The organism is Streptomyces sp. CA-142005 (assembly GCF_050942335.1).
Lineage (GTDB): Bacteria > Actinomycetota > Actinomycetes > Streptomycetales > Streptomycetaceae > Streptomyces.
In genome coordinates this window covers 7892178-7909067 of the sequence record NZ_CP192078.1, presented here as the reverse complement: position 1 = coordinate 7909067, position 16890 = coordinate 7892178, and the positions used below count along the sequence as shown (strand labels likewise).

Below are 16890 nucleotides of genomic sequence, written 5' to 3'. Positions count from 1 at the left end.
GGGACCGACATTCCCCCGGGCCGGGTGGCCCGGTGGACCGGCGGACGGGGCCCGGCGGGACGCCGCCCGTCGGATTTAGGCCACCGATCGCAGCAGATCGGCCACCCGGCGGGCGGTCGCGGTGTTCCGGGCCGCGGTGAAGGGCAGGGTGTTGCCGCCGGTCACGCGGAACGGCTCGCCGTCGCGGGTGAGATGCGTCCCGCCCGCCTCCTCGACCAGGAGCAGCCCGGCCGCATGGTCCCAGGCCGCCTCCCAGGAGAACGCGACGGCGTCCAACTCGCCCCGGGCTACGGCGAGATACTCCAGGCCCGCCGAACCGCAGGGGCGGGGTGCGAGGCCGTCGGTCCACAGGGCGCGCAGCGCGCGCTTCTGCTCGTCGGTGGTGTAGTCCGGGTGGGACGTGGCGACGACGAGGTCCCGGCCGGGCGCGGGCGGCCCCGCGAACAGCCGCTCGCCGTCGAGGAAGGCGCCCTGGCCGCGGACCGCGGTGGCGAGCTGGTCGCGCGCCGCGGCGTAGGTCCAGGAGGCGAGGACGACGCCGCGGTGGGCGAGGGCGACCAGGGTGCAGAAGCCGTCGTCGCCGTGCACGAACTGGCGGGTGCCGTCGACCGGGTCGACGATCCAGACCGGTGCGTCGCCCTGGAGCGCCGCGTAGGTCGCCGGGTCGGCGTGCACCGCCTCCTCGCCGACGACGACCGAGCCCGGCAGCAGGGCGCCGAGGTCCGCGGTGAGCCGCAGCTCGGCGAGCCGGTCGGCGTCCGTCACCAGGTCGTGCGGGCCGCTCTTCTGGTCCACCTCGTCCTCGGCGAGGCGCCGGAAGCGGGGCAGGATCTCGGCCGCGGCGGCCTTGCGGACCGCGTCCTCCACGTCGGCCGAGCAGCGGGCGAGAAACTCGTCGATGGTTTCCGTCATTGCTTCGATCATGCCCCCATGAGACCACGCCCCGCTGACAATCCCCGCCCGCCCGGTGCACAGCGGGTGGAATCGGGATGAAGAACAGGTGCCGGACGATCAGTCAGCGGCCGACGGCGTACCCCTGCATCCCGCGCGGGTTCGCCGCCGCCGAGAGCACGCCGGTCTCCGGGTCCCGGGCCACCGCGCACAGGCGTCCCTCGGACCAGGCGGGTCCGACGGTGACGTCGTGGCCGCGCCGCCGCAGTTCCTCGACCACCCCGGCGTCCGTGCGGGACTCCACGGTCACGCTGCCGGGGCGGCGGCCGCGCGGGTAGAAGGAGCTGGGGAAGCTGTCGTTGTGCCAGTTCGGGGCGTCGATCGCGCCCTGGAGGTCCAGGCCGCCGCGGACCGGGGCGCGCAGGGCGGCGGCGAGGAAGAAGTGCAGCTGCCACTGGTCCTGCTGGTCTCCGCCGGGCGTGCCGAACGCCAGGACCGGCACGCCGTCCCGCAGCGCGAGGGACGGGGTGAGGGTGGTGCGCGGGCGGCGGCCGGGGGTGAGGGAGTTCGGAAGGCCCTCCTCCAACCAGGTCATCTGCAGCCGCGTACCGAGCGGGAAGCCCAGCTCGGGCACGACCGGGTTGGACTGCAGCCAGCCGCCGCTGGGCGTGGCGGCGACCATGTTGCCCCAGCGGTCGACGACGTCCAGGTGGCAGGTGTCGCCGCGGGTCGTGCCGTCGGCGGCCACCCGCGGCTCGCCGGGGAACTCCGCGACCGTCGGCTCACCGGCGCCCATCGGGTCGAAGCCGCGGTCCTCGCCGCTCTCCACGCGCGCGTACGCCTGCGCCGGCAGCCGCGGGGTGCGGCCGCCGGGGCTGCCGGGCCGCAGCTCGAAGGAGGCCTTGGCGCCGACCAGGGCGCGCCGTGCGGCGTTGTAGTCGTCCGACAGCAGCTCGGCGACCGGCACCTCGGCCGCGTCCCCGTACCAGGCCTCGCGGTCGGCCATGGCGAGCTTGCAGCCCTCGATCAGCAGGTGGACGTACTCGGCGGAGCCGTAGGCGGGCAGCTCGGGCGGCAGCAGGGCGAGCTGCTGCAGGAGGGCGGGGCCCTGGCTCCAGGGGCCGGCCTTGCACACGGTCCAGCCGTTCCAGTCGTAGGTCACCGGTGTCTCATAGGTGGCCGACCAGCCGGCGAGGTCGGCCTCGGTGAGCGTGCCGGTGTGCCGTGCGCCGCCGGTGTCCATGGTGGGCCGCCGGGACTGCCGCACCAGCGCCTCGGCGATGAACCCGGAGCGCCATACCTCGCGCGCGGCGTCGATCCGGGCCTCCCGGTCGCCGGCACCGGCGGTCTCGGCCAGCAGCCGCTTCCAGGTATCGGCGAGAGCGGGGTTGCGAAAGCGCTCACCGGGCCGGGGCGCCCGGCCGCCGGGCAGGTACACCTCGGCCGACGAGGTCCACTCGGTCTCGAACAGCGCCCGCACGGTCTCCACCGTCGCGCCGAGGTTCTCCACGGGCGCGTGCCCGTGCTCGGCGTATCCGACGGCGTACTTCAGCACGTCCTCCAGGGACTTCGTGCCGTGGTCGCGCAGGAGGAGCAGCCAGGCGTCGAAGGCGCCGGGCACGGCGGCCGCGAGCGGCCCGGTGCCGGGTACGAGGTCCAGTCCGAGCCCGCGGTAGTGGGCGACGGTGGCACCGGCGGGGGCGACGCCCTGACCGCACAGCACCCGCACCTCACCGCCCGCCGGGGCGAGCAGAATCGGCACCTCGCCGGCCGGCCCGTTCAGGTGCGGCTCCACCACGTGCAGCACGAACGCGCCGGCCACGGCGGCGTCGAAGGCGTTGCCGCCGTCCTCCAGGACCGCCATGGCCGATTGGGAGGCCAGCCAGTGGGTGGAGGACACCATGCCGAAGGTGCCCTGCAGGGTGGGCCGGGTGGTGAACACGACAGACGTCTCCTCGGCTGGGGTACCTCGTCCGGGTGATCGTACGAGCGTGGTCGCCGTCCGGGAACACGGCGACGACCTGCGCCGTTGATCTCGTGCGGGAGGCGGCAGGGACGGAGGCGCAGGCAGTGCACGGTGAGTACAAGGTGCCCGGCGGCAAGCTCGTCGTCGTGGACGTGGACGTCGAGGACGGCGTGCTGCGGCACGTGCGCGTGGCGGGCGACTTCTTCCTGGAGCCGGACGAGGCGCTGGACGCGGTGAACGCCGCGCTGGAGGGCGCCCCGGCGGACACCGACGCGGCCGGTCTGGCCACGCGGATCGAGGCGGCGCTGCCCGCGGGGACGGTGATGTACGGCCTGACGTCGGAGGGCGTGGGGATCGCGGTGCGCCGGGCCCTCGCGCACGCCACCGACTGGACCGACTACGACTGGCAGCTGATCCACGAGGACCCCCAGCCGCCCGCGCTGCACATGGCCCTCGACGAGGTGCTGACCGCCGAGGTCGCCGCAGGCCGGCGGCCGCCGACGCTCAGGGTGTGGGAGTGGGGCGCCCCGGCGGTGATCATCGGCAGCTTCCAGTCGCTGCGCAACGAGGTGGACCCGGAGGGCGCCGCGCGGCACGGCATCGAGGTGGTGCGGCGGATCTCCGGCGGCGGCGCGATGTTCGTGGAGCCCGGCAACACCATCACCTACTCCCTGTCGGTGCCCGAGTCCCTCGTGCAGGGCCTGTCCTTCCAGGACAGCTACGCCTACCTGGACGACTGGGTGCTGGGCGCGCTCGGCGACATGGGCATCCGGGCCTGGTACCAGCCGCTGAACGACATCGCGACCGATCAGGGCAAGATCGCGGGTGCGGCCCAGAAGCGGATCGTCGGACCCGGCGGGGGCCCCGGCGCCGTCCTGCACCACGTGACGATGTCGTACGACATCGACGCCGACAAGATGGTCGAGGTGCTGCGCATCGGGCGGGAGAAGCTGTCCGACAAGGGGACGCGGTCCGCGAAGAAGCGGGTCGATCCGCTGCGGCGGCAGACCGGTCTGCCGCGTGCGGCGGTCATCGACCGGATGATCGAGTCGTTCCGCGCGCGGTACGGCCTGACGCCGGGCAAGATCACGGACGAGGAGCTGGCGCGCGCGGAGGACCTGGCGCGGACCAAGTTCACGTCGGCGCGGTGGACGGCCCGGGTGCCGTAGCGGTCCGCGCCGGCCGGAAACCCTGGTTCAGCAATGGGTCAAGGACTGCTCTATCGCCGGCCAAGCAGTCGTATGAGTTCCGTGTACACCCGCCGCCCCACCCCGACATAGCCGGATTTGCGCCGTTGACCGCTGGCTACCGTGGTCGGGCCCGATCGGCCACGCAACCACGGGGAAGAGGTGACGGCGATGGGGGCGCCGATACGTTCACGCCTGCTCGATTTCCTGGAGCCGGATCCGCCGGGAGAAGCCGCTCCCGGGCAGGGACCGGGCGCACCTCGTTCGCACCTGATGGACCTCGTCGAGGCGGCACCCGCGCCGAGCACGGCCACGGACGAGCGGCCTCGTCCCAAACCCGGCGTGCCGCCCTACCACACGCCGGTGTTCGTCCCGGCACATCCCAGGTCCGTCGCGGCGACGGGGACGAACGGACGCCCGGCACGGGTGCCGTTCATCGTCTGCGAGCTGTTCGCCCACCCCTCGGGCGGCACCGTGGCCTTCGCCTTCACCGCACTGGACAAGCTGGTGGAGGTCCTCGGCGAGGCCCAGCCGTGGGTCGCCGCCTCGATCGGCCCGCTGGCCGAGGCGATGGACGAGCAGGGCGTCACCGTCCTGCTGGATCCGCGGGTCAGGCCCGCGGAACCCAACTGGCGGCCGGAGGACCTGGCCGCGTACGCGCGGGAGGTGCGCCGGTGACGGCCGACTTCAAGGTCATCTACGACGACCTCGCCACGCTGGCGAAGACCTTCCACGACCAGGCCGACGACTACCGGAAGCTGAAACCGGACGTGACCCCGCCCGTGGTCAGCGGCGGCGACCCGGCCCTGGACAGTGCGATCAAGGAGGTCGCCGACCTCATCGAGAGCCTGCACATCCTGCTCGCCGACCGGCTGGACGAGCACGGGGACAAGGCGGCGTACGCGCGCGACTCCTTCCACCGGCACGACGTGGACGTCCACGGCGTGTTCGAGGACCTCACCCCGGAGGACTGGCACTGATGGGCGACAGCTGGGTGGGCGGCGACATCGGCGGCCTGCACACGATGGCCACCACGTACAAGAACGCCAAGGACAAACTCGACGGCGTGGTGAAGCCGCTCAGCAGTGCCGTCGAGAAGCTGGCGGGTGACGCGGACTGGAAGGGCGACGCGGCCGAGACGTTCCGCGGCAAGTGGAGCGAGGACCAGATCACGGCCGGCGGTTTCGCCGAACTGGTGCACCGCGCGGGCGAGATCCTGGGAACCCTCGCCGACGCGCTGTCGACCTGCGAGACGTCCCTGCAGAACGCGGAGCACGTCGCCGCCGGCAAGGGCGTGGCGACGGACGCCAAGGGCGCGCCGCAGCCGATCATGACGGCGGACCCGCCGAGCGCGGAGGACCAGAAGACCATCTCGGCGATGAACGAGTACGCCAAGGTGCGCGATGAGATCCTGCACACCGCCCAGCACGCGCGGCTGACCGCGGCGCAGCAACTGCAGGGTCTGTACGACCAGGTGACGTCGAAGGACGGTGCGGCCTCCACCGGGGACAAGGTCACCATCGCCGACTACCTCCGCGGCCTGTACGCGTACGACGCCGAGGACGCCCGGGCCGGCGGCGCGAAGGCCCGCGCGAAGCTCGACGACGCCAAGAACGAGGCCCAGGCCGCCAAGAAGGAGCTCCGGGCGGAGCGCAAGGCCTACCAGAAGGCGGGCAAGGCCCTGCCCAAGGACCTGCCCGCCAAGGGCGCCTACCGCGACGCGCTCACCAAGGTGGACGACCTGGAGACCGCGATCGCCCGCGCCGAGAACGGCAGCACCGCACTCCCCTACGACCATGCGCTCAACGTCAAGCTGGCCGATGCCGCCGACCTGCTGCGCGCGGGCGAGAGCCTGGAGAAGGTCCCGGACTTCCTGAAGGAGATCCCGGTGCTGGACGTCGCCGCGGCGGGTGCCTGCGGGCTGCTGGAGGCCTCCAGCGACCATGACGCGGGCTGGTCGTGGCAGCGTTCGATCGCGACCGACGGCGGCGCCAACATCGCCGGCCTGGCGGCGGGCACGGCCATCACGGCGGGCCTCGTGGCCGCCGCGCCGTTCGATGTGCCCGTCGCGGTGGCGGCGGGGGTCGGCGGTGCCGTCGTGATCGGCGCGACCGGCATCATCGACCACTCCCTCCACGAGCACTGGAGCGAGGACATCCATGATCACGGAGTGGTCGGCGGCGTGCTGACCGGCACGGGACACGTACTGTCCAAGACCGGGGACGACTTCAAACGACTCGGAAAGGACGTGTGGCATGGCATCACGAGCATCTTCTGAGACGCCGGAAGCCCGCGTGCCCGCCCGGATCCCGTCCCTCAACGGGCTGGGCACCAGCTGGTACGAGCGTGGCACGGGCTACTGGCTGCGCCGGGTCCGCCTGGCCGTCCTGATGGTGGCCTTCCTGGCCTTCCTCTGCTTCGCCGCCGTCGAGCTCTACGAGGGGTTCCGCACGGTGCTGCCGTCGCGCGTGCGCCCCGTATGGGACTGGGCGCAGGTGGCCGGGGCCGTCGCGGCCCTGCCCTGGGGCTGGGTGGTGCAGCGGCGGCAGCACCGCAGGCAGCTCCTCGATCCGCCCGAGCCGGACGAGTTCCGCGGCCGCAAGCGGGCGGAGGTCCGCCGCTCCGGGGCGCTGGCCTACGGCGGACGCGGTCTGCTGGTGCTCGCGGCGCCCGTCCTGCCGGCGCTGGCCGGGTTCGCCGTCGGCTGGAGCGCCGGCATGCTCACGGTCCGCGAATACCCCAGCGAAGTCGGCGCCCGCCGCTGGCTGGAGGCACACCCCACCGGAACATGAGCGGAACACCCCTCGGCGTCCCGTCCCTGCCGGGCCCGGGCATCACCTGGTACCGGCGGGGTCCGCGCCACCGGCCGCGCCGCGCGCTCGGTGCCGCCGCGTGGCTGGCGGTGCCGGCCTTCCGCGTCCGCATCGCGGCGTCCGTCGTGGCCGTGGCGTGGGAGGCCGGTGCGGCGCCGGGATCACCGCCGGACTCGCCTCGCCCCGCCGGCACCCGGCGGCGATCAGCCGGAGGGCACGGCCGACGACGGCCGGAACGGTGGAGCGGCGGCGCTCGTCCCGGCCCGGCTGGAGGGCACAAAACAGACAGAGCAGTACGTCATGAGCGCACCGCCGTGACCGCGCGGGCACGCTGCGAGTTTCCGCTTCCGCACCACAGGGACTCGTGTGACACTGGCGTCCCAGTCCACCATGCGGACCCTTCGTACCTCCTCCCCCACACGAGAAGTGAGCCGTGCGTTCCCTTCCTCTGCCGCTCGCCCTCACCGCGCGACTGACGCCGGTCGCGGTCCTCGCCTGTGCCGGCTGGGCGCTGACGTCCGGCCCGGCCGCGCCGCAGGCGGCCGCCGGGCACCAGGCGAACCAGCAGACGTCCACCCAGTCCTCCTCTTCCTCTTCCTCCTCCTCGTCCTCTTCCTCCTCCGGCCCGTCGTCCACCGCGGCGGCGAAGGCGTACAGCACCGCGCCCTCGCCCTGCACCAGCGTGCCCGCGGCGACCGTCAAGTCCCTGGTGCCGGGGGCGAAGACGACCGGCAAGGAGATCCCCTCGACCGACACCAAGCTGCGCCGCACCTGCTCCTGGAACGCGCTGCAGGGCTACGACTACCGCTGGCTCGACGTCACCTTCGAGATCAGCGAGTCGGACCAGGCGGCGACGCAGGAGTACGAGCAGCGGGTCAAGGAGAAGAGCGGCGGCGGGGCCGTGCCGGGGCTCGGGAACAGCGCCTACTCCGTCGTCGGCCTCTCCACGGAGGACAAGCAGCAGACGCGCGAGGGCGTGGTGATGGTCCGGGTGTCCAACGCCCTCGTGATCGTCACCTACAACGGCAGCGACTTCGAGACGAAGAAGGCGCCCGGTACGGACGAGATCAACAAGGGGGCCATCAAGGCGGCGCGGGCCGCGGTGGGCGCGCTCGGGGGCGGTGGGTCGGACTCGCAGTCCGGCTGACCGCCCCCGGCGCCTCCTTATGCCGTCGCCTCCCGGCGGCCCGTCAGCAGCGTGAGGGCCAGGTAGAGCACCAGGGACGTGCCGAGGCCCACCGCCCAGCCGTAGTCGGCGAGGGAGGACAGGGCGGGGATGGGGCGGCCGTCGATCAGGGGCTTGAAGCTGGCCCCGCCGATCGCCAGGACACCACCCGCGAGGAAGGCGACCACGGCCCGCCAGTTCCAGCCGCCCGCGTACCAGTAACGGCCGCCGGTGCGGTACAGATCGGCGAGGTCCAGGCGGGTGCGGCGCAGCAGCCAGTAGTCGGCGACGAGGATGCCGGCGACGGTGCCGAGCAGACCGCCGACCAGACCGAGCCAGGTGAAGATGTAGCCCTGCGGGTCGGAGTACAGCTTCCACGGGAAGATCAGAACGGCGAGGACCGCGGTGATCAGGGCTCCGGTGCGGAAACTGACCTTCCGCGGCGCCACGTTGGAGAAGTCGAACGCCGGGGAGACCAGGTTGGCCGCGATGTTCACCGAGAGGGTGGCGACCAGGACCGTGACCAGCGCGTAGAGCAGTCCGACCACGTTGTCCGTCTTCGCCGCCAGCTGGACCGGGTCCCAGACCGGCTGGCCGTACACGGCCTGCGAGCCGGAGGTGACCAGGACGGACAGGAACGCGAAGAGGGTCATGGTCGTCGGCAGGCCGAGGGCCTGGCCCCACGTCTGGGCCTTCTGACTGCGCCCATAGCGGGTGAAGTCGGGAATGTTCAGACTCAACGTGGACCAGAAGCCGATCATGCCCATCAGCGAGGGCCAGAAGATCTTCCAGAAGCCCCCGCCCCAGCCCAGCTTGGAGGGCTGGTCGAACAGCGGGCCGACGCCGCCGGCCTTGCTGCTCATCCACCACAGCATCACGAACGCGCCGACGAGCACGAAGGGCGCGGCCCAGTTCTCGAAGCGGCGGATGGTGTCCATGCCCCGGTAGATGATCGCGACCTGGATCACCCAGAAGATCGCGAACGACAGCCACATGGTCCAGGCGTAGCCGCCGACGTGGGCCGCCTTCGACCAGCTGTCGCCGATCAGCTTCCCGGCGAGGAAGTAGATCGCCTCGCCGCCGATCCAGGTCTGGATGCCGAACCAGCCACAGGCCACCAACGCCCGCACGACGGCAGGGAGGTTGGCGCCGCGCACGCCGAAGGAGGCGCGGGCGAAGACCGGGAAGGGGATGCCGTACTTGGGGCCGGCGTGCCCGGTCAGCAGCATCGGCACGAGCACGATCAGGTTGGCGAGGGCGATGGTGCACACCGCCTGCTTCCAGTCCATGCCGACGGCGATCAGACCGGAGGCCAGCGTCCAGGAGGCCGTGTTGTGGGCCATGCCGACCCAGAGCGCGGAGAAGTTGTACGTGGTCCAGGTGCGCTTCTCGACCGGGACCGGCAGCAGATCCGCGTTGGCGTAGGGGCCGCTGGGCTGCGGCGAACCGGGGGCTAGCGTCACCCGGCCGTCGGGCAGGGTGACTTGGGCGGACGACGGTATGGCGGTGGGAGCGGTGTCGGTCATGGGCAGGCCAATCGAACGAGGTCGGGACGGGAGAGGCCGTGCGGGCACCAGCCCCTCCCCTTCGGCCGCGGGGAGGGGTGACCAGGAGGTGGGGGACTCGAAGTGGCGGCGGGGGCTCAGGCGTTGACGGCCGGGATCACCTTCGTGCCGTAGGCGTCGATGGTGGCCTCCTGCGCGTCGTGCATGTCGTACACCGCGAACTGGTCGACGCCCAGCGCGCGGAGCGCGGTCAGTTTCTCGATGTGCTTCTCGGCCGGCCCGATGACGCAGAACCGGTCGACGATCTCGTCGGGCACGAACTGGGTGTCCGGGTTGCCGCTGCGCCCGTGGTGGGAGTAGTCGTAGCCCTGCCGTGCCTTGATGTAGTCGGTGAGCGCGTCGGGGACCTGGGCGGAGTGCTCGCCGTACTTGGCGACCAGGTCGGCGACGTGGTTGCCGACCATGCCGCCGAACCAGCGGCACTGCTCACGGGCGTGGGCGAGGGCCTCGGGCGAGTCGTCGGCGGTGACGTACGCGGGGGCCGCCACGCAGATGGTGACCTCGCCGGGGTCGCGTCCGGCGGCCGCCGCCGCGTCCTTGACGGCCTTCACCATGTACTCGGTCAGATACAGGTCGGACAGCTGGAGGATGAACCCGTCGGCCTCCTCGCCGGTCATCTTCAGCGCCTTCGGGCCGTACGCGGCCATCCAGACGGGGAGCCGGGCACCCGGCTTGATCCACGGGAACTTCACGACCGTGCCGCCGCCGAGGTCGGCGGACTCGCCCCCGGCGAGGGCCCGGATGACCTTCATCGCCTCGCTGATGCGGGCGAGGGTGTTGGGTTTGCGGCCCGCGACCCGCATCGCGGAGTCGCCGCGGCCGATGCCGCAGACGGTGCGGTTGCCGAACATGTCGTTGAGGGTGGCGAAGGTGGAGGCGGTGACCTCCCAGGTGCGGGTGCCCGGGTTGGTGACCATCGGGCCGACCTTCAGCTTCGAGGTGTTGGCCAGGATCTGGCTGTAGATCACGAACGGCTCCTGCCAGAGCACGGCGGAGTCGAACGTCCAGCCGTACGTGAACCCGTTGCGCTCGGCCCGTTTCATCAGGCTGATGACGCGGGAGGCCGGCGGGTCGGTCTGCAGGACGAGTCCGAAGTCCATGGGCGCCACTCCTAGTTGAGGTACTGACAGGTGGAGCGCGGGGTGAAGGCGCCGTGACCGGCGCGCCCGGTGTACTCGCGCTCGGTGATGACGGGTTCGCCGCGCGAGAGCACGGTCTCGACCCGGCCGGTGGTGCGCTTGCCCTCGTAGGCCGAGTAGTCGACGTTCATGTGATGGGTCTCGGCCGACATGACCTGCTCGGCGTGCGGGTCGTAGATCACGATGTCGGCGTCGGCGCCGGGGGCGATGGTGCCCTTCTTCGGGTACAGCCCGAACATGCGGGCCGGGGTGGCGCAGGCGATCTCGATCCAGCGGCGGCGGGAGATGTGCCCGTCGACGACGGCCTGGTGGAGCAGGTCCATGCGGTTCTCCACGCCCGGCAGACCGTTGGGGATCTTGGAGAAGTCGCCGCGGCCCAGTTCCTTCTGGCCGGTGAAGCAGAACGGGCAGTGGTCGGTGGAGACCACCTGAAGGTCGTTGGTCCTCAGGCCCTGCCACAGCCTGGCCTGGTGCTCCTTCGGCCGCAGCGGTGTGCTGCACACGTACTTGGCGCCCTCGAAGTCGGGCTCGGCGAGGTTATCGGTGGACAGGAACAGATACTGCGGGCAGGTCTCGCCGAACACGTTCAGCCCCTCGTCGCGGGCCCGTGCCAGCTCGGCCACCGCCTCCATCGCCGAGACGTGGACGACGTACAGCGGGGCGCCCGCGACCTGGGCGAGCCGGATGGCGCGGTGCGTGGCCTCGGCCTCCAGCAGGGCCTTGCGGACCTCGCCGTGGTAGCGCGGATCGGTCTCGCCCCGGGCGAGCGCCTGCTCGACCAGGACGTCGATGGCGATGCCGTTCTCGGCGTGCATCATGATCAGGCCGCCGTTCTCGGCGGAGCGCTGCATGGCGCGCAGGATCTGCCCGTCGTCCGAGTAGAAGACGCCCGGGTACGCCATGAACTGCTTGAACGACGTCACGCCCTCCTCGATCAGGAGGTCCATCTCCTTGAGCGTCTCCTGGTTCACATCGGAGACGATCATGTGGAAGGCGTAGTCGATCGCGCAGTTGCCCTCGGCCTTGGCGTGCCAGGTGTCCAGGCCCTCGCGCAGGGTGTGGCCGACGCTCTGCACCGCGAAGTCGACGATCGTGGTCGTACCGCCCCAGGCGGCGGCCCGGGTGCCGGTCTCGAAGGTGTCGGAGGCGAAGGTGCCGCCGAACGGCAGCTCCATGTGCGTGTGCGCGTCCACGCCACCGGGGATGACGTACTTCCCGGTGGCGTCGATCACGCGCTCGGCGGTGAACGCCTCGGCGGCGGGCGTGCCGGAGGCGGCGAGGGCGGCGATGCGGCCGTCCTCGATCAGGACGTCGGCGTGGATCTCGTCCGACGCGGTGACGACGAGACCACCGCGGATCAGTGTTCGACGGGTCATGGGCCCTCTCCTTCGTGGTCGCGTGCAGGTGCGTTGTGGCTGGTCGCGCAGTTCCCCGCGCCCCTGTGGGGCGCTGTTACGGCGCCGTCAGCGGTTCGTACGCGCCCGGCGCCCGGTCCCGGTAGAACTGCCAGCGGTCGCGGACCTCGCGGAGTTTGGCCAGGTCCAGGTCGCGGACGACGAGTTCGGTCTCCTTGTCGCTCGCGACCTCGCCGACGAACTGGGCCTCGGGGTCCACGAAGTAGGTCGTGCCATAGAAGTCGTTGTCGCCAAGGTCCTCCACGCCGACCCGGTTGATGGCGCCGACGAAGTACTCGTTGGCGACGGCCGCCGCCGGCTGCTCCAGCTGCCAGAGGTAGCGGGACAGGCCGCGGGAGGTGGCCGAGGGGTTGAAGACGATCTCGGCTCCCGCGAGGCCCAGCGCCCGCCAGCCCTCCGGGAAGTGGCGGTCGTAGCAGATGTAGACGCCGATCCTCCCCGCGGCCGTGTCGAAGACGGGCCAGCCGCTGTTGCCCGGGCGGAAGTAGAACTTCTCCCAGAAGCCCTGCACTTGGGGGATGTGGGTCTTGCGGTACTTGCCGAGGTAGGAGCCGTCCGCGTCGATCACGGCGGCGGTGTTGTACAGGACGCCCGGCTGCTCCTCCTCGTACATCGGCAGCACGAGGACGATGCCCAGTTCGCGGGCGAGGGACTGGAAGCGGCGTACGGTCGGGCCCTCGGGGATCCGTTCGGCGTACTCGTAGAAGGCCTTGTCCTGGACCTGGCAGAAGTAGGGGCCGTAGAACAGCTCCTGGAAGCAGAGGACTTGGGCGCCCTGCGCGGCCGCGTCGCGGGCCGCCTGCTCGTGGACCTGGATCATGGATTCCTTGTCGCCGGTCCATGCGGTCTGGAACAGGGCGGCGCGGATCACTCGGCTCATCGGGGACCTCCGGTAGCTCGGTGTGCCGTGAGCGTAGAAAGCCCGCGAGGACGGTTCGATTGGCAGCGTGTCACGTCTGCGGGCCGTGCGCGTGCCACCGTGTCACGTGTGCAGAGGCCCATGTTTCACCGCCGTTTTCCCAGGTCGTCGCATGTTTCACCCCTGTTGCGCGTCGTGCGCGAGGAGCGCGATGTGCACGGAGGCCGCCTGTTCGAAGTCGTCCAGGTCGACGCCGAGGCGGGCCTGTATGACCTCCAGGCGGCGGTAGAGGGCGGGCCGGGAGACGTGGTGGAGCTGGGCGGTGCGGGACTTGTTGCGGCCGGTGGCGAGATACGTCCGCAGGACGTTCAGCAGCTCCGGTTCGGCCGCGCACAGCAGCCCGTCCAGCTCCCGCTCGGCGAAGGACTGCACCTGCGGGTCGTCGCGCAGCAGCCGGATCAGCCCGCGCAGGTGCACGTCCTTCAGCCGGACCACGGCCGGCAGGTCGAGGGCGGCGGAGGAGTCGGCGACGGCGTCGGCGACATGCCGGGCCTCGCGCAGCCCGCCGGGCACGTCGTCCCAGGCGGTACGGGGGTCGCTGGCGGCGACCACGGCCCCTGGCCCGGCGCGCAGCCGGGCCGCGAAGTGGGCGGTGAGGGCCTCGGCGTCCTGGTCGCGGGCGAGGCTGAGCAGAACGGCGGCCCGGCCGTCGGCGAGTTCGGCGACCAGCCCGGACATGCCCAGCAGCCGCAGCACGCGGTCGAGTTCGTCCGGGGCGCGGCCGAGCACGACGAGCGGGACGAAGGTGCGCCGGTTGACCGGCAGCCCGGCCGCGCGTGCCCTGGGCAGCAGCCGGCACGCGGGTACGACACCGGAGAGCAGGTCGGTGACGAGGCTCTGCGCGGACTCCTCCTCCCAGGAGTGCGCGGAGCCGCCGCCGAGCATGCGGTGCAGGACCAGTGCCTCGGCGGCCCGGTCGGCGAGCAGCCGCCCGGTGGCCGCGTCCCCCCGGTAGCCGCACAGCAGCAGCCGGCCCCAGCGCTCGCCGCGGCCGCCGAGTGCGGCGCTGATCCAGCCGCCTTCGGCGCCGGCGCCGGCCTGCCGGGCGATCCGCTCCCAGTCGCGCAGCACGTCGTCCACCGCGGACCGCTCGCCCGCCGTGGCGAGGACGCGGTGGGCGAGGTTGGTGACCACGACCGGGCAGCCGCTGTGCCGGGCGACCTCGTCGAGCAGGCGTTGCAGCGGCGCACCGGCCGTGATCAGGGCGGTGAGTTCGGTCCGTACGGTCTCCGAGAGGCTGATGGCGGCGAACTTCCGCCGGACCAGCCTGGACTGCACCTCTTCGGTGAGCTCGGCGAACGGGAAGGGCCGGTGCAGGACGACCATCGGCAGTCCGCACCGCTCGGCGGCCCGGCGCATCACCTCGGGCGGCGCGGGGAAGGCGCGCCCGAGGCCGAGCACGACGGCGGAGGCCTCCGCCCGGTGCAGGGACTGGATGTACTCGGCCTGCTTGGCCTCGTCACCGGCCAGCAGCACCCCGGTGGTGAGCACCATCTCGCCGCCGCTGAGCATCACCCCGACGTCGGCGGCCTCGGCGACGTGCACCCAGCGCACCGGCCGGTCGAGCTGTCCGGCGCCCGCCACCACCTCGGGTTCTCCGGCGAGGACCCGTTCCAGGGTGAGCACCTGGCGGACGGAGAGGGCGGGCTCCCAGCCGTACCGGGACTCCAAGGTGGTGGTCATGGCCGTACACCCGTTCTCTAGTGCGTGCTCCTGAGCGCCCGTTCCAGGATCGCCGCGCCCTCCTCGGCCTCCGCGACGGTGAGCGACAGCGGTGGGGCGATGCGCAGGGCGCTGGTGTTGTGGCCGCCGCCCTTGCCGATGAGCAGGCCGCCCTCGCGTGCCGCCTCCAGCACGGCGGCGGCCGCCTGCGGATCGGCCTCGTCGGTGCCGGGCCTGACCAGCTCGACGCCGATCATCAGCCCTCGTCCCCGTACTTCCCGGACTCCCGGCAGCTGGGCGGCGACGGCCCGCAGCCGCTCGATGAGCAGGCCGCCGACCCGGCGGGCGTTGCCCTGGAGGTCGTGTTCGATCAGGTAGGTGAGGTTGGCGAGACCGGCGGCCATGGTGAGCTGGGTGCCGCCGAACGTCGAGATGCTGTTGGCGTCCAGGCAGTTCATGATCTCGGCGCGGGCGATCACCCCGCCGATCGAGGAGCCGTTGCCGATGCCCTTGGCGAAGGTGACGATGTCCGGCGGGCCGCTGCGCGCATGTGCCTGCCAGCCCCAGAAGTGGTCGCCGGTGCGGCCCCAGCCGGTCTGCACCTCGTCGGCGATCCACAGGATGCCGTGCTCCTTCAGGACCTCGCGGAACGCGGCGTAGAGCCCGTCGGGCGGGGAGGTGAAGCCGCCGACGCCCTGGATCGGCTCGGCGATCAGCGCGGCGGGCGGGCGGGTGTGCCCGAGGATGTCCTTCAGGTCGGCGACACAGGCGTCGATGAAGGCGCGGTCGTCCAGCCCGGCGAACGGGCCCCGGGTGCGCACGCCGCCGTGGACGTAGAGGGTCTGCAGGGGGGACAGCGAGGTCGGCGACCAGCCGCGGTTGCCGGTGATGCCGACCGTGCTGAAGGAGCGGCCGTGGTAGCTGTTGCGCATGGCCAGGATCGTGTTGCTGCGCCGGTAGGCGGTGGCGAGCAGCAGGGCGGTGTCGTTGGCCTCGGTGCCGGAGGTGGTGAAGAAGACGCGGGCGTCCGGGATGCCGCTCACCTGGGCGATGCGCTCGGCGAGTTCGACCATCGGACGGTTGAGGTAGAGGGTCGAGGAGTGGATGATCCGCCCGGCCTGCTCGCCGACCGCCTTGGTCACCTCCGGCAGCGCGTGCGCGGTCATGGTGGTGAGGATGCCGCCGAAGAAGTCCAGGTACTTGTTGCCGGCGGAGTCCCAGACGTGGCGGCCCTCGCCGTGGGTGATCTCGATCGGCTCGTCGTAGTAGAGGGCGAGCCAGTCGGGCATGACCTGGCGGTGGCGGGAGTAGAGATCGTTCACGGCTGCACCAGCCCTTCGTAGGCGTCGGGGCGGCGGTCGCGGTAGAAGGCCCACTGCTGCCGCACTTCCTCGATCAGGTCGAAGTCGAGGTCACGGACGAGGAGCTCCTCGGACTTGTCGCTCGCGACCTCGCCGACGAACTGCCCGCGGGGGTCGACGAAGTAACTGGTCCCGTAGAAGTCGTTGTCGCCGTACTCCTCCTGGCCGACGCGGTTGATGGCGGCGATGAAGTACTCGTTGGCGACGGCGGCGGCGGGCTGCTCCAGCTGCCACAGATAGCCGGACAGGCCGCGGTGGGTGGCCGACGGGTTGTAGACCAACTGCGCCCCGTTGAGGCCGAGTTGCCGCCAGCCCTCCGGGAAGTGGCGGTCGTAGCAGATGTAGACGCCGACCTTGCCGACGGCGGTCTCGAAGACGGGCCACCCCAGATTGCCGGGCTTGAAGTAGTACTTCTCCCAGAAGCCCTTGACCTGGGGGATGTGGTGCTTGCGGTACTTGCCGAGGTAGGTCCCGTCGGCGTCGATCACGGCGGCGGTGTTGTAGTAGAAGCCGGACTGCTCGACCTCGAAGACGGGGACGACGATCACCATCCCGGTCTCACGCGCGAGGTTCCGCATCCGCCGCACCGTCGGCCCGTCGGGCACCGGCTCGGCCCAGCGATAGTGCTCCGGCTCCTGGACCTGGCAGAAGTAGGGCGAGTTGAAGACTTCCTGGAACCCGATGACCCTGGCGCCCTGCCGGGCCGCCTCACGGGCGTGCTCCTCGTGTTTCGCCACCATGGACTCGGTGTCGCCGGTCCAGGTGGCCTGGACCAGGGCGGCTCGTACGACGTTGGCCATGAGCTGC

The 16890-nt window shown here is 71.7% G+C and carries 15 protein-coding genes; 6 read left to right on the top strand and 9 right to left on the bottom strand.

What is annotated here, in order from left to right; genetic code table 11:
* Positions 1–75 precede the first annotated feature (75 nt).
* Both ACQPXS_RS36845 and ACQPXS_RS36840 read right to left on the bottom strand, forming a co-directional pair.
* On the bottom strand, positions 76–924 hold the full coding sequence (locus ACQPXS_RS36845; RefSeq protein ID WP_433453814.1) for an inositol monophosphatase family protein: 849 nt from the start codon (positions 922–924) through the stop codon (positions 76–78).
* Between the two features lie 91 nt (positions 925–1015).
* On the bottom strand, positions 1016–2833 hold the full coding sequence (locus tag ACQPXS_RS36840) for a gamma-glutamyltransferase family protein (RefSeq protein WP_433453813.1): 1818 nt from the start codon (positions 2831–2833) through the stop codon (positions 1016–1018).
* Positions 2834–2961: 128 nt separating this feature from the next.
* Here ACQPXS_RS36840 and ACQPXS_RS36835 point away from each other — a divergent pair, with 128 nt between their 5' ends.
* The 6 genes from ACQPXS_RS36835 to ACQPXS_RS36810 all read left to right on the top strand — a co-directional run bounded on the left by ACQPXS_RS36835 (position 2962) and on the right by ACQPXS_RS36810 (position 8004).
* The gene (locus ACQPXS_RS36835) at positions 2962–4026 is read left to right on the top strand and encodes a lipoate--protein ligase family protein (RefSeq protein WP_433456125.1); all 1065 of its coding nucleotides are present in this window, start codon (positions 2962–2964) and stop codon (positions 4024–4026) included.
* 189 nt (positions 4027–4215) lie between these two features.
* Entirely contained in the window at positions 4216–4722 is a 507-nt protein-coding gene (locus ACQPXS_RS36830; protein ID WP_433453812.1) for an SAV_915 family protein, read from the top strand.
* Entirely contained in the window at positions 4719–5024 is a 306-nt protein-coding gene (locus ACQPXS_RS36825; protein WP_433453811.1) for a DUF6317 family protein, read from the top strand. The genes ACQPXS_RS36830 and ACQPXS_RS36825 overlap by 4 nt, the downstream gene beginning before the upstream one ends.
* The gene (locus ACQPXS_RS36820; RefSeq protein ID WP_433453810.1) at positions 5024–6322 is read left to right on the top strand and encodes a WXG100 family type VII secretion target; all 1299 of its coding nucleotides are present in this window, start codon (positions 5024–5026) and stop codon (positions 6320–6322) included. Before ACQPXS_RS36825 ends, ACQPXS_RS36820 begins: the two co-directional genes overlap by 1 nt.
* Complete coding sequence (locus ACQPXS_RS36815) at positions 6300–6836, top strand: hypothetical protein (RefSeq protein WP_433453809.1); 537 nt, start codon at positions 6300–6302, stop codon at positions 6834–6836. The genes ACQPXS_RS36820 and ACQPXS_RS36815 overlap by 23 nt, the downstream gene beginning before the upstream one ends.
* Before the next feature lie 454 nt (positions 6837–7290).
* A complete protein-coding gene (locus tag ACQPXS_RS36810) occupies positions 7291–8004 on the top strand; it encodes a hypothetical protein (RefSeq protein WP_433453808.1) in 714 nt (237 codons plus the stop codon).
* Between the two features lie 17 nt (positions 8005–8021).
* On the opposite strand, the gene ACQPXS_RS36805 is transcribed toward ACQPXS_RS36810, so the two are convergent.
* The 7 genes from ACQPXS_RS36805 to ACQPXS_RS36775 all read right to left on the bottom strand — a co-directional run bounded on the left by ACQPXS_RS36805 (position 8022) and on the right by ACQPXS_RS36775 (position 16883).
* The gene (locus ACQPXS_RS36805; RefSeq protein ID WP_433453807.1) at positions 8022–9548 is read right to left on the bottom strand and encodes an NCS1 family nucleobase:cation symporter-1; all 1527 of its coding nucleotides are present in this window, start codon (positions 9546–9548) and stop codon (positions 8022–8024) included.
* A gap of 116 nt (positions 9549–9664) precedes the next feature.
* Positions 9665–10687 carry a TIGR03842 family LLM class F420-dependent oxidoreductase gene (locus ACQPXS_RS36800; protein ID WP_365329516.1) on the bottom strand — a complete coding sequence of 341 codons (1023 nt, stop codon included), beginning with the start codon at positions 10685–10687 and terminating at the stop codon, positions 9665–9667.
* Positions 10688–10698: 11 nt separating this feature from the next.
* Complete coding sequence (gene hydA / locus ACQPXS_RS36795) at positions 10699–12102, bottom strand: dihydropyrimidinase (protein ID WP_433453806.1); 1404 nt, start codon at positions 12100–12102, stop codon at positions 10699–10701.
* A gap of 76 nt (positions 12103–12178) precedes the next feature.
* The gene (locus ACQPXS_RS36790; RefSeq protein WP_356313946.1) at positions 12179–13021 is read right to left on the bottom strand and encodes a nitrilase-related carbon-nitrogen hydrolase; all 843 of its coding nucleotides are present in this window, start codon (positions 13019–13021) and stop codon (positions 12179–12181) included.
* A 156-nt stretch (positions 13022–13177) separates the two neighbouring features.
* Positions 13178–14743 (bottom strand): PucR family transcriptional regulator, encoded by a 1566-nt coding sequence (locus ACQPXS_RS36785; RefSeq protein WP_433453805.1) that lies wholly within the window; start codon positions 14741–14743, stop codon positions 13178–13180.
* Positions 14744–14760: 17 nt separating this feature from the next.
* The gene (locus ACQPXS_RS36780; protein ID WP_365329523.1) at positions 14761–16044 is read right to left on the bottom strand and encodes an aspartate aminotransferase family protein; all 1284 of its coding nucleotides are present in this window, start codon (positions 16042–16044) and stop codon (positions 14761–14763) included.
* The gene (locus tag ACQPXS_RS36775) at positions 16041–16883 is read right to left on the bottom strand and encodes a nitrilase-related carbon-nitrogen hydrolase (protein ID WP_351803756.1); all 843 of its coding nucleotides are present in this window, start codon (positions 16881–16883) and stop codon (positions 16041–16043) included. The genes ACQPXS_RS36780 and ACQPXS_RS36775 overlap by 4 nt, the downstream gene beginning before the upstream one ends.
* Positions 16884–16890 lie beyond the last annotated feature (7 nt).